Source organism: Nocardia sp. NPDC004722, from assembly GCF_053601505.1.
This window is the reverse complement of the sequence record NZ_JBSGBY010000180.1, coordinates 1-13,508: the sequence shown is the minus strand read 5'-3', so window position 1 is coordinate 13,508 and position 13,508 is coordinate 1. Positions and strand designations below refer to the sequence as shown.

Annotated in this window: 7 protein-coding genes; 5 read left to right on the top strand and 2 right to left on the bottom strand. The window is 69.7% G+C overall.

Annotation, left to right across the window (positions count from 1 at the left end):
- Both ACWELQ_RS19185 and ACWELQ_RS19180 read left to right on the top strand, forming a co-directional pair.
- On the top strand, positions 1-681 hold a 681-nt coding region (locus tag ACWELQ_RS19185; protein ID WP_452398396.1), incomplete at its 5' end, for a hypothetical protein.
- 6 nt (positions 682-687) lie between these two features.
- A complete protein-coding gene (locus tag ACWELQ_RS19180) occupies positions 688-1,323 on the top strand; it encodes a LysE family translocator (RefSeq protein ID WP_452398395.1) in 636 nt (211 codons plus the stop codon).
- Between the two features lie 137 nt (positions 1,324-1,460).
- Here the strand turns inward: ACWELQ_RS19180 and ACWELQ_RS19175 are convergent, their stop codons facing one another.
- Positions 1,461-1,841 carry a hypothetical protein gene (locus ACWELQ_RS19175; protein ID WP_452398394.1) on the bottom strand — a complete coding sequence of 127 codons (381 nt, stop codon included), beginning with the start codon at positions 1,839-1,841 and terminating at the stop codon, positions 1,461-1,463.
- A gap of 307 nt (positions 1,842-2,148) precedes the next feature.
- On the bottom strand, positions 2,149-2,508 hold the full coding sequence (locus ACWELQ_RS19170; RefSeq protein WP_452398397.1) for a DUF4254 domain-containing protein: 360 nt from the start codon (positions 2,506-2,508) through the stop codon (positions 2,149-2,151).
- Positions 2,509-2,770: 262 nt separating this feature from the next.
- Between ACWELQ_RS19170 and ACWELQ_RS19165 the strand changes: the two genes are divergently transcribed.
- The 3 genes from ACWELQ_RS19165 to ACWELQ_RS19155 all read left to right on the top strand — a co-directional run.
- The gene (locus tag ACWELQ_RS19165; protein WP_452398393.1) at positions 2,771-3,652 is read left to right on the top strand and encodes a helix-turn-helix domain-containing protein; all 882 of its coding nucleotides are present in this window, start codon (positions 2,771-2,773) and stop codon (positions 3,650-3,652) included.
- 165 nt (positions 3,653-3,817) lie between these two features.
- On the top strand, positions 3,818-4,222 hold the full coding sequence (locus ACWELQ_RS19160) for an AMP-binding protein (RefSeq protein ID WP_452398392.1): 405 nt from the start codon (positions 3,818-3,820) through the stop codon (positions 4,220-4,222).
- Positions 4,223-4,281: 59 nt separating this feature from the next.
- Positions 4,282-13,508: amino acid adenylation domain-containing protein (locus ACWELQ_RS19155; protein ID WP_452398391.1), on the top strand; the 9,227-nt coding region annotated here is incomplete at its 3' end.

Genomic DNA, 13,508 nt, shown 5'->3' with positions numbered 1-13,508 from the left:
GTGCTGGTCATCGCCATCTCGGTGGGCGCGGTGGTGCTCAGCAGCGGTAGCTCGAAACACGATGCCGCCACGACGACCACGGTCACCACACCGCTCACCACGACCACCGCGCCGCCGACCACCACGACCGCGGCCTTCGACAAGAGCACCCTCAACCAGCAGGCCACCGACAAGACGCCCTTCACCGCCGACGCGCTGCTGCCGTCCACCTTCACCGACAGCAAGGGCGTGGTGTTCAGCCGCACCTCCTCCGGCGCGAAGGACTGCATCGCCAGCAATATGTCGCAGAACGTGAAAACCGCACTGCAGAACAACAAGTGCCAGCAGATGATGACCGGCGTCTACTTCAACCCCGACCAGACCATCCTGCTGTCCGTCGAGGTCTTCACCTTCGCGTCGGACACCGACGCCAGCTCCGTCTACACCGGCCTCAAGGGCGCCAACCAAACCTGGGACATCTGGTGCCCCACCGAGGGAGTCGGCAGCTCCGTCTGCAAGGCCAACCTCGACACCATGTTCGCCGCCACCTACGCCAGCTGGGGCCGCCAGCAATACCGCTACCTCTACGAGTCCTACGCCCTCTACGTCAACCTGGCCCAAGACTCCTCCCTCGAACCCAACCTCGACGCCCCCGCCCACACCATCATCAACAACGTCGGCCCCGACAACTACTGGAAGTAACCGCTCATGGTGCCCTTCTCGCATGTGGTGGCGTTTGGGGTGGCGGCGGGGGTGTTGATTGTGATTCCGGGGCCCATTGTGATGTTCGCGGTGGGGCGGGCGTTGGTGTTGGGGCGGCGGGCGGCGGTGATGTCGGTGGTGGGGACCGGGTTGGGGACGACGGTGTGTTTGGTGGGGGCCGCGGCGGGGTTGGGGGCGTTGTTGATGGCTTGGGCGGCGTTGTTTTTGGCGGTGAAGGTCGCGGGGGCCTGTTATTTGATCTTCTTGGGGGCTATGGCGATTCGGGAGCGGCGGAAGTTGTCGGAGGCGCTGCGGAGGCCGGTGCCCGCGGACGCGGGGCGGCGGGTGGTGCGGCAGGGGTTTCTGGTGGGGGTGACGAATCCGAAGACGGTGGTGTTCTTCGCGGCGGTGTTGCCGCAGTTCGCGGTGCCGTCGGCGGGGTGGCTGCCGGTGCAGTTCCTGGTCTTGGGGGCGATTTTCCCGGTGTTGCAGGTGCTTTCGGATGTGGTGTGGGCGGTGGGGGCGGCCTCGGCGCGGGCCTGGTTCGCGCGGTCGCCGCGGCGGGTGGAGGCGGTGGGGGCCACCGGCGGGGTGATGATCATGGGAGTCGGTGCGGGCGTGGCCTTTTCGGGCAACGGCTGAGCCCTTCTCGGGCAATGGCTGAGCGCTTTTCGGACGATGCCCGAGACCAGCTGGTACGCAATAGCGTTGGGCCGGTACCCGAGGGTTCGGGTGCCGGCCCAACTGTTCTCCGGGTGAGGGATCAGGTCCCCGAAGTCTCAGCGGCCGCCGGTGGTTTCCACACCCGCGGTGGCGGCCAATAGCGGGCGGGCGTGGGCATCGTCGGTGGCCTGGATGAGGCCGGCCGCCAGCAGGTACGCGGCGGCCATCTCGACGGCCGAATCCCGCAGGGCGGTCAGGGCTTCGGTGAGCTGGTGGCCCTTGTGTTCGAAACCGCGGCGGAGTTGGTGCGCGGAATCGAAGTCGCCGAAGCCGGTGAGGGCGTGGGTGTCGTGGCTGCCGGCGATCTGCGGATCCAGGGCGTCGGCGAATCGCAGGAAGTTCGCGGCGCACTTGCGCGCGGTGTCGACCTCCAGGCGGAAGTCGCCGTCGCGCGCCCGGCGGTAGAGCTCGGTGGCCGAGGCCTCGCCCGTGTTCATGATCGAACTCCGTCCCTCACGCGATGTGCCGAATAGACGAACCCCGAAATGCGCTCGCGCAATTGTGAAAAAGACACAGTGCGAATGAGCTTCGGGCGCTCCGTGACAAAAAGCTCAGGGCGGGCGTGCCGCGCCAGTCGACCACGCGGCACGCCGGGCGGGGCGCCCCGTTGCGCCCGCCGTCTTGGGCGGGCGACGTCGTGCGGTTCGAGCAGAGCTATTGGTCCGATAGCGTTACTCGGCTGACGTCACCGCTGACGATCAACGATTCGGTAGCAATACATTAATTGTGTCAATGCATTTGGAATCATTGTTCTGGTAAACGGCGGCGGCCACCGGCCACGTCGATTACGAGATCAGTGTAGCCGTCAACCAGTTCAGCGAGATGGTACCAGTGTTTATGGGTGTTATCACTGGCCGCGCCCTCGTGATCGATCACCTGATTGGCTTCCACCCAGCTCCGGGCCATGCGGTCCACGACCGCGCCCAGGCTCTCGGTGTGCAGCGTGGCGCCGTTGCGGTGTTGGGGCAGTTCCTGTTCCACCCAATCGTTGATATCGTCAACGAGTTCTTCGCGGCGACAGTCGATCTCACCCACCATCACGGGATCCCGCAGTTGGCCACGACGTTCGTGCAGTTCGGCGAGAGCATGCGCCGATCGCAACAAAACTCGATCTTGAAATCGCCTCCCCTGGAAGGCACAGAGCAATTGCGGAGCGGTCGGTAGAACTCCGGCTATGGACATGGTCATCGCGACTCCCCATACACACCCGACAGCATCACTAATCGCACCAACATGATTGGTCTCCGGATTCAGCTATACCGGTCATCGGATCGGCCGTACACGAATAGGCTAGCTGGATCATGCTCTTACAAATGCAAGAACGCAATACTGCGTTCTTGCTTGTGCGACAGGCGAAAGGGTTGTCATGGCAGGCAAGCGAACCGTGCTTACCGTCCGTTTGCGGCGGCTCGCCGCGATGCTGCACGAGATGCGCGAGCACGCGCAGCTCAGCAAAGAGGTGGTCAGCGCCAAGACCGGCATCAACGTCACCACGCTGTACCGCATCGAGACCGCTCAGGCCAGGCCACAGCGCCGCACCCTGACGGCCATGCTGGATCTCTACGGCATCGGCGAGCCGCAACGTTCAGATGCCTTGCAGTTGCTGGTGGATGCGCTCCGCCCCGGCATGGCGCGCTCCTTCGAGGACGCCGTGTCGGAGGTCTACGGCGCGTACATCAACTTCGAGGCGGAGGCACTCTCGGCGCGATTCTTCCAGTCCACCTACGTCCCCGGGCTGTTACAGACCGAGGCGTACGCGCTCGCGGTCTACCAGACCACCATGCCCAAGGTCTCGGATCAGGTTATCGAGCAACGCATTCGGGCCCGGCAGGAGCGCTCCAAGGTGCTCACCAAGGACGATCCGCTGGAGCTGTGGATGGTGCTCGACGAGGCCGTGGTGCGCCGCGTGGTGGGCGGCCCGGAGGTGATGAGCCAGCAGTTCAGTCAGCTGCTGTGGCACACCGAGAAGCGCAATGTGATCCTGCAGATCCTGCCCTTCGACGCCGGCGCGCACCCGGGCATGCTGGGCTCGTTCACGCTGCTCGACTTCCCGGATCCCGCGGATCCGGAACTGGTGTACGTGGAGGGCATCGCCAGTGACGAGTTGATCGAGGGCCACCCGGAGGTCCGCCGCTACGGCGTCATGTTCGATCAGCTGCGCGCCATGGCGCTGAGCCCCCGCGACTCCATCACCATGATCCAGGAGACCATGGCCGAGCTGGACAAATCGAGCGGAGAGAAATCATGATCGGGCACCGGACCTGATCTTCCACCCACCCCAGGGTGGGTGCGCCCGCACCCTCGGAGCGGAATTCGGCAGCACTGTGGTCGCTATCGACCGCGGCACGCGGCGGCGAGAGTGGATACATACCGAACGCCACCGCAAGCGCCCCCTCCGAGAGGATGATGTTCGATGTGCAAGCCGGTCGAATCGCCCGCCACCGCCGTGGTGACCGCCGCCGATCCCGAGCCGCGTCAGACGGAACTGGATCGCTGGAGCAATCGAGTGGCGCGCATGCTGCTGGCCCGCGGAGCCCGCCCGGGCGTCCGCATCGCGATCGTCGAGGTCCCGCGGACCGAGAGCGAGGTAGCCCGGCTGGCCATCGCCAAGACGGGTGCCACCGCGCTGCCGCTGACCACCGAAACCACGCTCGCCCGAGCGGATTTCGGGATCACGACGAAGGCAGGACGCGACCTGATCACCGATCCGGCCCGCTGGCTGGTGCTCGACGATCGCTCCACGCTGGTGGGCTACCTCACCGGCTCCGACGCACCGATCACCGAGGCGGAGCTGCTGTTGGCGCGCAAGGCTTCCTGAGCCGCGGCAGCGCTCCGGCCGGTCACAGAACCGTCATAGACCGCAGATTGTCATAACTTATGGCTTCCAGCTTCGCCGTGTCCGGATCCCCCGCCACCGAGTCCTCGTCGGCCTTCACCCTGTCCGCAGCGCAGCGCGGCATCTGGTTCGCCCAGCAGCTGGCCGGTGACACCCCCTTCTCGATCGCCCAATACGTCGAGTTCGACGGCGATGTCGACGTGCACGCGCTCGCCGACGCCGCGCGGCGCGCCGGACGCGAGTTCGGCACCGGCTATCTGCGACTCATCGAAATCGACGAGCTGCCATGGCAACTCGTGGACACCAGCCTCGACGACGCCATCGAGACCGTCGACCTCAGCGGCGCGCCCGATCCGGCCGCCGCCGCCCGGGCCTGGATGCGCGCCGAATACACCGCGCCCCTGGATCTCACCCGAGACCGCCTGTGCAAGGTCGCCATGCTGCGGCTGGCCCCCGGCCACTACTACTGGTATTCGCGCTTCCACCACATCCTGCTCGACGGCGTCGGTGCGCTCACCATGTTGCAGCGCACCTCCGAGATCTACAACGCCACCGTCACCGGCGGCGACGTACCCGAGGGCAAGGCCGAGCCGTTGCGGCGCATCGTGGAAGCCGATGCCGCGTACCGGGATTCGGACAAGCTGGCCGCGGACCGCGACTACTGGCGCACCCATCTGACCGACATGCCCGAACCGGTCACACTGGGCAGACGTACCGGCGCGGTCGACGCGCACCCCCGGCTGCTCAGCGGCGCGCTGCCGGAATCCACGGCGGCACTGCTGGATTCGCTGACCGCCACGCTGTCCACCAGTCCGGCCCCGGTGGTGGTGGCCGCGTTCGCCGCGTTCGTGGCGGCCATGACCGGCGCGGGCGAGATCGTGTTGAGCCTGCCGGTGTCCGGCCGCACCACCGCCACGTTGCGCCGCTCCGGCGGCATGGTCGCCAATGTCGTTCCGCTGCGCCTGCGTCCGTCGCCGACCGCCACCGTCGGCGATCTGATCCGCGCCACCCAGGGCGAGCTCACCGCGGCGCTGCGCCGACAGCGGTACCGGCAGGAGGACATCATCCGCGACCTGGGCTGGGCGATGGACGAGGTCGCCGGGTTCGGTCCGACGGTCAACCTCATGCTCGCCGACACCCGCATCCGGCTCGGCGGCGTCACCGGGCAACTGCACGTGCTGACCTCGGGACTCATCGACGATCTGTTCGTCAATGTCTATCCCGGGGTGGGCGGGGAACGCACCCACATCGACTTCCAGGCCAATCCGAATCGCTACGGCGACACCGAACTCGCCGCCCTGCACGCCCGCTTCCTGGCCTTCCTGCACCGGTTCCTGGCCGGGGGCGTCGAGCATCGACTGACCGCGATCAACGCCCTGCTCGACGGGGAGCACGCCGAACTCGCGCCCGCGCGGGGCCGCGCCGGCACCCGGGCGCGCACGCTGCCGGAGATCCTCGCCGCCGGAGCCGAACGCGCGCCCGCGGCCATCGCCCTGCGGGCGGACGGCACCGCCTACACCTATCGCGAACTCACCGAGCAGGCGCACCGGCTGGCCCGGGTGCTGATCGCCGCGGGCGCGGGACCCGAACGCGCCGTGGCGATCTCGATCCCGCGCTCGGCGGAGTCGGTGCTGGCCATGTGCGCGGTGGCCTACACCGGGGCGGCGTTCGTGCCCGTCGACCCGACCTATCCGACCGACCGCATCGAGCACATGATCGCCGACAGCGGCGTGGTGGCGGGCGTGACCGTGGCGGGTTCGCGCGCCGCGCTGCCGGACCGGGTCGACTGGCTGGTGCTCGACGTTCCCGAGACCGAGAACCGGCTGGCCGCAATGGATTCCGGCCCGATCGGCGACGGCGAGCGGCAGGCGCCCGTGCGCCTGGACCAGGTCGCCTACCTGATCTACACGTCCGGTTCGACCGGTCTGCCCAAGGGCGTCGCGGTCACCCATCGCGGTCTCGACGATCTGGCCACCGGGTCCGGGGCGGCGTTCGGGGTCGCCGCGGACGCGGTGGTGGCGCACGCGGTCTCGCCGAGCTTCGACATCTCCATCGAGGAACTCCTCGTCGCCTTCGCCGTGGGTGCGACGGTGGCGGTGGTGCCGCCGACCGCGTACGCCGGTGACGAACTGGCGCGGGTGCTGCGCACGCTGGAGGTGACCCATCTGAATGTGACTCCGGCCGTGGCGGGTTCGCTGGAGCCGGAGACGCTGCCGCGACTGCGCACGGTGGTGGTCGGCGGCGACTCCTGCCCGCCGGAGCTGCCGGTCAGATGGGCCGGGCGCGGCGTCCTCAACGGCTACGGCCCGACCGAGACCACCGTCACCGCCACCCTCAGCGCCCCATTGGGTCCGGGCGATCCGATCACCATCGGCGCGCCCGCCCGGGGCGTGTCGGCGATCGTGCTGGATCCGTGGCTGCGGCCGGTGCCGCCGGGCGTCGTCGGCGAGCTGTATCTGAGCGGCAACGGGGTGGCGCGCGGCTACCACCAGCGCCTCGGGCTGACCGCGGGACGCTTCGTGGCCGACCCGTTCGGCACGGGAATCCGCATGTACCGCACCGGCGATCTGGTGCGCTGGCGGCGGCGCAACGGTCGCTGGGAACTGGAATACCTCGGGCGCGGCGACACCCAGGTGAAGGTGCGCGGGTTCCGCATCGAACTCGGTGAGGTGGACGCCGCGGTGGCGCGGCATCCGGGCGTCGAGATGGCGATCACGGTGGGCGCGACCACCCCGGGCGGGGCGACCGCGCTGGTGGCGTACGTGCTGGCGACCACGCCGATCGACCCCGAGGACGTGAAAGCCACCGTGGCGCAGCAGCTTCCGGCGCACATGGTGCCGTCGGTGGTGATGGTGCTGGACACCCTGCCGCTGACGCCCGCGGGCAAGGTGGACCGTCGCGCGCTGCCCCGGCCCGACTTCAGCAGCCGCGCCCGGGCGGGGCGCGCGCCCGCGACCGAGCGGGAACACGCGCTCGCCGAGGTGTTCGCGGCCGTGCTCGGCGTGGAATCCGTGGCGGCGGACGACAATTTCTTCGCCCTCGGCGGGGACAGCATCGTCGCCATCCAGCTGGTGGCCCGGGCCAAGGCGGCCGGGCTCGGGCTGCGCGCCCGGGATGTGTTCGAGCACAAGACAGTTGCCGCCCTGGCCGCCGTCGCCACCGAGGTGACCGGTCCGGCGATCGAGGAACTGCCCGGCGGCGCGGTCGGCCCGGTGGCGCTCACCCCGATCGTGCATACCATGCTCGAACAGGGTGACACCTGGCCCCGATTCGCTCAGGCCGTGCTGATCCCGCTGCCGCGCGAGATCGACGCGGCCCGGCTCACGCCCGCCGTGCAGGCGCTGCTGGATCGCCACGATCTGCTGCGCAGCACCCTCACCCGCTCGGCCGACGGCACCCAGCCGTGGCAGTGGCAGGTCGGCTCGCCCGGCACGGTCGAGGCCGGTGCGCTCATCGAGACCGTCACCGCCGCCGCCGACAGCGACGGCGAGGACGAATTGCAGCGTGCGGCGGATCTTCTCGATCCCTCGGCCGGGATCGTGGCCCGCTTCGTGCTCATCGATCGCGCGGACGCGCTGCCGCTGCTGTGGGTGGTGCTGCACCATCTGGTCACCGACGGCGTGTCCTGGCGCATCCTGCTGCCGGACCTGGCCACCGCGTGGGCGGGCGGCGCCCTCGCCCCGGTCGGCACCTCCTTCCGGCGCTGGGCGCACGGGCAGGTCGAGCAGACACCCGCGCGGATCACCGAAATCCCTTACTGGCGAAAGGTTCTCACCACCGCGGACACCCGGCTGGGTACCCGGGCGCTGGATCCGGCGCTCGACACGGTGCTCACCCAGGGGCAGTTGCGCACCCTCGTCGACGCCGACACCATCGCGGCCGCGCAGGACTATATTCCGGCCCGCTTCCACTGCGGGATCGACGACGCCCTGCTCACCGCGCTGGCCCTGGCCGTCGGGCGGCTGCGCGGCACCCGGCGCACCCTGCTCACGGTGGAGGGGCACGGGCGGGAGGAGTCGATCCTGCCCGGGGCCGACATCTCGCGCACCATCGGCTGGTTCACCAGCCTGTTCCCGGTCGCGCTCGACCTCGGCGAAATCGATCTGGAGGACGCCTTCCACGGCGGACCGGCCGCGGGCGCGGCGCTCAAGGCGGTGAAGGAACAGCTGCGGGCCATCCCCGACAAGGGGGTGGGCTTCGGCATGCTGCGTCACCTCGATCCCGGCACCGCCGCCGAGTTCGCGGGCGCGCCGCTGCCGCAGCTCAGCTTCAACTATCTCGGGCGGACCGGCGCGGGGGTCGAGCATCCCGGAGGAGCCGAAACCCCGTGGGTGCCGGTGCGATTCGCCGCCACCCAGGACGACGCGGCGCCGTTGGAGGCCGTCGTCGACATCAACGCCTTCCACACCGCCGCCGGGCTGGAGGTGACCTGGGCCTACGCGTCGCGGGTGCTGAGCTCCAAGCAGGTGCGCGAGCTGGCGCAGCTGTGGGGGCGCGCGGTCACCGCGCTGGTCAGCCACGCCCGGCACGCCGGGGCGGGCGGGCACACCCCGTCCGACTTCCCACTGGTTCCGGTGTCGCAGCGGCAGATCCAGAGCTGGGAACGCGAATATCCGAGCCTCACCGACGTGTGGCCGCTCTCGCCGTTGCAGTACGGGCTGCTCTTCCACGCCCGCTACGACACCGATACCGCCGACGGCTACACCGTGCAGACGCGGCTGTCACTGGCCGGGCGGGTCGACGCCAACCGGTTGCGGGCGGCCGCCGCGGCGCTGCTGGAACGGCACGAGGTCTTGCGGGTGGCGTATGTCGAGACCACCGACGGGCCCCGTCAGCTCGTCCTCGGCGAGGCCGAGATCCCCTGGCAGGAAATCGATCTCACCACCATCCTCGAACCCGCCGAACGGCAGCGGGAGCTCAACCGGCTGCTCGCGGTGGACGCGGGCACCCGCTTCGACCTGGCCCGGCCGCCGCTGCTGCGCTTCAGCCTGGTGCGCACCGGCACCGAGGCGTACACGCTGCTGATGACCAATCACCATCTGGCGCTGGACGGCTGGTCGACGCCGCTGGTGGTGCGCGAGCTGCTGGCCGGGTATCTCGCCGCGGTCACCGGGCACGAGATTCCCCGCACGCCCGCGCACTCGTATCGCGAATTCCTGACCTGGCTGGGCGAACAGGACGAGCAGGCGGCGCTCGCGGTGTGGACCGAGGCGCTGGCCGGGGTCGACTCCCCCACCCGCGCGGTGCCCACGCTCGCCGGCATCACCTCCACCGAATCCGGCATGGTGTCGGTCGATTTCGACAGCGTCCGGCTGGCGCGGCTGACCGCGACCGTGCGGGCGGCCGGGGCCACCGTGAACACGGCGGTGCAGGCCGGATGGGCGCTGCTGCTGGCCATGCTCACCGGACGCACCGACGTGGTGTTCGGCGGCACGGTCTCCGGGCGGCCGCCACAGCTGGCCGGGGTCGAAGAGATGGTCGGGCTGTTCATCAACACGCTGCCGGTGCGGGTGCGGCTGGATCCCGGCGAACGCGTGAGCGAGCTGCTGGCGCGGGTGCAGGGCGAACAGGCGCGGCTGCTCGACCATCAACAGGTGGGGCTGGCCGCCATCCACCGGGCGGTCGGGCTGCCCGAACTCTTCGACACCCTCACCGTGTTCGAGTCCTACCCCATCGACCGCGAAACCCTCTCGCGCGCACTGGATATCGCGGGCATGCGGATCCTCGACGTGTCCGGCACCGACGCCACCCCGTACCCGCTCAACCTCATGGTGATCCCGCAACGCGCCGCCGACGGCGGCGAAAGCCTGTGCCTCACCGTCAAATTCATGGCCGACGAACTGCCCGAGGCGGCGGCGCGACGGCTGCTGGACCGGTTCGTGCTGCTGCTCGACCAGATCGCCGAGCATCCCGGGTGGCGCACCGCGCAACTGCAGCACTGCGATCCGCTCGAACGCGCGCAACTGCTGCCCGTGCGCGGCGGCGAACCCACCCCGCTGCGTACGCTGCCCGACATCCTCGCCGCCGGGGCGCGCGCCAATCCGGAGGGCATCGCGGTCAGCTCCGGGGCGCTCAGCATGACCTACCGGGATCTCGACAGCTGGTCCAACCGGTTCGCGCGGGTGCTGTTGCGGCGCGGCGTCGGTCGCGAGACCTTCGTGGTGCTGGCGCTGACCCGGTCGGTGGAATCGGTGGTCGCGGTGTGGGCGCTGGCCAAGACCGGGGCGGCGTTCCTGCCGCTGGACCCCAACTATCCGGTCGAGCGCATCGAGCACATTCTCACCGACTCGCGCGCACCCATCGGGGTGACCGTCAGCGAGGTGGGCGACAGCCTACCCGGCAGCATCGACTGGCTGCTGCTCGACGACCTCAACACCATCCGCCGCGTCATGACGCTGTCGGACGCGCACATCACCGACGCCGAACGCGGCGGGCCCATCAACCTGGCCCAGACCGCGTATCTCATCTACACCTCCGGGTCCACCGGCAAGCCCAAGGCCGTGCTGCTGAGCCATCGCGGACTGGCGAATCTCGTGGCCTCCCAGCAGAGTCTGCTCGATCTCGACGAGACCACCAGCGCCCTGCAAGTGGCCTCTCCCAGCTTCGACGCCTCGGTGCACGAACTGCTCATGGCGCACGGCGCGGGCGGGCGGCTGGTCATCTCCCCGCCCGAGGTGTACGGCGGCAGCGCGCTCGAGGAACTGCTGCGCACCGAGAACGTCACCCACGCGGTCATCACGCCGTCGGTGCTGGCCACCATGAATCCCGAAGGGCTGAGCGAACTCTCGTGCCTGTCGGTGGCCGGGGAAGCCGCCGGGGCGGAACTGGTGGCCGCCTGGTCGGCCGGGCGGCGCATGGTGAACCTGTACGGGCCCACCGAATTCAGCGTGTGGGCGACCGGGCCGGGGGAACTGCGGCCCGGGGAACCGATCACCATCGGCGCGCCCATTCGCGGCGCGGCCGCGCTCGTGCTCGACACCTGGTTGCGGCCGGTGCCGCTCGGCGTGACCGGGGAGCTGTATCTGGCCGGGCCCGCGTTGGCGCGCGGCTACTTCAACCGATTCGGGCTCACCGCTGCGCGTTTCGTCGCCAACCCGTATACCCAGGCGGGCGCGCGCATGTACCGCACCGGCGACATGGTGCGCTGGGTGGAGGTCAAGACGCCCGACGGGGCGCAGCTGGAGCTGGAATACCTGGGGCGCAGCGACTTCCAGGTCAAGATCCGCGGTCTGCGCATCGAACTCGGCGAGATCGACGCCGTGCTCGCCGCCGACGACGAGGTCGACTACGCCGCCACGCTCGGCTGCCCCGGCCCTGCCGGACAGACGGTGCTGGTGTCTTACGTCGTGGCCGCGCCCGGCCGCACCCTGGACACCGAACTGCTGCGCACCCGCATCGCCGCCGCCCTGCCCGGCTACATGGTGCCCAGCTACCTCATCCAACTCGACGACGTGCCGCTCACCCCGGTCGGCAAACTCGACCGCAACGCCTTGCCCGCACCGGATTTCGCCACCCTCGACCAGCGCTACCTGGCCCCCCGCACCCCCGTCGAGACCGCCGTCGCCAAGGTCTTCGCCGACGTCCTCGAAACCGACCGCGTCAGCATCGACCGCTCCTTCTTCGAACTCGGCGGCAACTCCCTGACCGCCACCCGCGTCGTGGCCCGCGTCAACGCCGCCCTCGGCGCGACCGTCGCCCTCCGCGACCTCTTCGACGCCCCCACCGTCGCCCAACTCTCCGCCCGCGTCGTCCCCGGCACCGAAATCCCCGGCCTCCCCACCCTGTCCGCCCGCATCCGCCCCGACCGCATCCCGCTCTCGCCCGCCCAACAACGCATGTGGGTCCTCAACCGCCTGGACCCCGACTCCGCCGCCTACAACATCACCGCCGCCCTGCGATTGACCGGCGACCTGGATGTCGAGGCCCTGCATGCCGCCGTCGCCGACGTGGTGCGGAGGCACGAGACCCTGCGAACCATCTACCCCGCCGACGCGGACGGCCCCCGCCAGGTGGTACTCAACGCCGACGCCGCCACCCCAGAATTCGAGACAGGCGACACCGAAGACGGTGCGCCGCTGCGCAAACGGATAGCCGAACTGACCGGCACCGGCTTCGACCTGACGCGCGAATCGCCGATGCGCGTCGGCCTGCTCCGCGTGATCCCTCCCGCCATGACGGCGGCTGGGGCCACTGCTGCCTCGACAACCCACGTCGTTGTGCTGGTGGTGCACCACATCAGCGCTGACGGGGCGTCCATGGCACCGCTGGCTACCGATCTGGTCGCGGCGTATCTGGCCCGCAGCACCGCCGCGGGCGATATCGGCGCGCGCAAGTCGGGAAACGACGCGGAGGCGGTCGCGGACCCGGCGGCAGCGCCAGAGCGGCCCGCCCTGCGGGTGCAATATGCCGATTACTCCCTCTGGCAGCGGGAGTTGCTGGGGGATGAGAAGGACTCGGAATCGCGGGCGGCACGGCAGATTCGGTACTGGGCCGAACAGCTCGCGGCGACGCCGGATGTGTTGGAGTTGCCGACCGATCGGCCGCGACCCGCCGTGCAGAGCATGCGGAGTGCGGATCTGGCGTTCCGGATCGACGGGGAATTGCATTCGGCACTCGCCGAATTGGCGGCGGCTACCGACACCAGTCTGTTCATGGTGTTGCATGCGGCACTGGCGGTGTTGCTGTCGCGGTTGGCGGGGACGCACGATGTGCTGATCGGGACCGCGGTGGCCGGGCGCGGGGAGGCGGCGCTGGACGAGCTGGTGGGGATGTTCGTCAATACGCTCGCGTTGCGGACGCCGGTGGATCCGGCCAAGGGGTTCGGGGAATTCCTGGGGCAGGTGCGGGCGACGGATCTGGATGCGTTCGCGCACGCCGAGGTGCCGTTCGAGCGGCTGGTGCAGGTGCTGGATCCGCCGCGGTCGACTGCGCAGCATCCGCTGTTCCAGGTGTCGCTGTCGCTGCAGAACTTCGCGCCGCCGAGCGTGGAGTTCCCGGAGCTGCGGGTGGAGGTCGAGCCGATCGAGCGGGATGCCTCGCAATTCGATCTCACCTTCGATCTGCGTGCGCCACTGCCGGGTACGGACGCGGCGGGACTGGACGGGACGCTCACCTTCGCGACCGATCTGTTCGACGAGGCCACCGCGGCGCGACTGGTGACCCGCTGGCAGCGGATCCTCACCGCGATCACCGCCGACCCCGGCGTGCGACTGTCCGACATCGACCTGCTCGACGCGGCCGAGCGGGCCGCACTGGTCCCGCTGCGCGG

Bases quoted from the DNA above. Each gene is read 5' to 3' on its own strand.
- ACWELQ_RS19165 (WP_452398393.1), top strand. From the start codon at position 2,771: ATGGCAGGCAAGCGAACCGTGCTTACCGTCCGTTTGCGGCGGCTCGCC.
- ACWELQ_RS19180 (WP_452398395.1), top strand. From the start codon at position 688: ATGGTGCCCTTCTCGCATGTGGTGGCGTTTGGGGTGGCGGCGGGGGTG.
- ACWELQ_RS19160 (WP_452398392.1), top strand. From the start codon at position 3,818: ATGTGCAAGCCGGTCGAATCGCCCGCCACCGCCGTGGTGACCGCCGCC.
- ACWELQ_RS19175 (WP_452398394.1), bottom strand. From the start codon at position 1,841: ATGAACACGGGCGAGGCCTCGGCCACCGAGCTCTACCGCCGGGCGCGC.